The 1,471-nt window shown below is 75.6% G+C and carries 1 protein-coding gene; it reads right to left on the bottom strand.

What is annotated here, in order from left to right:
- Positions 1–1,471: AAA family ATPase (locus EF903_RS32500; protein WP_148142652.1), on the bottom strand; the 1,471-nt coding region annotated here is incomplete at both ends.

Raw genomic sequence — 1,471 nt, 5'->3', positions numbered from 1 at the left:
GCCCGCGCCCCCGCGCCCGTACGGAGCGGTGATCTCCGCCCAGCGCGCCGCCTGCTCCGGCGTGAGGGCGCCCCGCAGCGCCGCCAGCTTCAGCAGGTTGGCCTCCGTGCCCGTCGCGAGGGCCTGCGCCTCCGCGCGGTAGTGGTCGTCGACCACCGCCGCGGCCTCGGCTCCGTTCATGGCGGGCGACAGCCGCGCCGCGATCCGGTTCATGTTCCGGTAGGAGCCCTGCAACCGGAACGGCGGCTCCGTCCGGTCCGCGTCGTCCTGCGCCGCCGACGCGATGTACGCGGCGTTCACCGCGAGCACCGTGCTCCGCGCGGCCGCCAGATGGCCGAGCAGCGCCGTGATCTCCTCCACCTCCGCCGGCGCGTACGGGTGCGACAGCCGGTCCGCGCGCGCCTCCGGATCCCCCTCGGCCCGCCGCAGGAGGAGCGCGAGGTCGGCGCGGTCCCGACCGGCGAGCGGCGCCAGCACCGGGTGCGACGTCAGGGCGTTCTCGACGAAGCTGAACGCGAAGGCCTCCTCCCGCCCGGTCAGGACGTCGCCCAGGTTCCACACGTCGGCCCGGTTGGCGAGCATGTCGGGAATCCGGAACCGGTCCCCGGACTGCGTGTACGGGTTCCCGGCCATGCACACCGCGAAGCGCTTGCCCCGCAGGTCGCGGCCGTTCAGGGTGCGTGTCGCGTCGCACAGCGGGATGAACTGCTGGAGCAGCTCCGCGGACGTGTGCTGGATGTCGTCCAGGTACAGCAGCACGTTGTTGCCGGCCTCCACCGCGAACGCCACCTTCTCCAGCTCCCGCCGGGCCGCCGCGTCCGGCGCCGCCTCCGGGTCGAGGGAGGTGGTGGCGGGTCCGAGCGCCGGCCCGTCCACCTTCACCAGCAGCAGCCCGAGCCGCTGGGCGACGTACTCCACCAGGCTCGTCTTGCCGTAGCCGGGCGGCGACAGGAGCAGCAGCAGGCCGTGCGTGTCGGTGCGCCGCGCGTCGCCGGCCGCGCCGAGCTGCTTGGCCAGGCTGTCGCCGACGAGCGGCAGGTACACCTCGTCGATCAGCCGGTTGCGGACGAACGACGGCATCGGCCGCGGCCGGTACGCGTCGATCCGCAGCCGCTCCCGCTCGGCCGCGAGCAGCCCGGCCCGCTGCCGCTGGTGCGCCCGGAAGCCGGGCACGTCCGCCGCCGCGAACGCCGACGTACGGGTGAGGAACTCCGCCAGCTGCAGCGTCAGCGAACGGTCCCGCACCCGGGGGTGCGTGCCGAGCAGCCCGGTCACGGTGGCCGCCGTCGCTCCCTCCGCGGGATAGCGGGGCAGCGACGGGCACAGCTCGGCGGCGGCCGCCTCCTCCACCGTGCCCGCGTCCGCGTCGTGCCCGGTCGCGGCCGCGAACGCGCCGAGCCAGCCCTCCACGAGCTGCCGCCGCTCGGCCAGCCCCGACAGGACCGCCAAGTCCTCGTCGTACGGCGCGCCC

It is taken from the genome of Streptomyces sp. WAC05292 (assembly GCF_003949955.1).
Lineage (GTDB): Bacteria > Actinomycetota > Actinomycetes > Streptomycetales > Streptomycetaceae > Streptomyces > Streptomyces globosus.
This window is presented reverse-complemented; position numbering and strand designations above follow the sequence as displayed.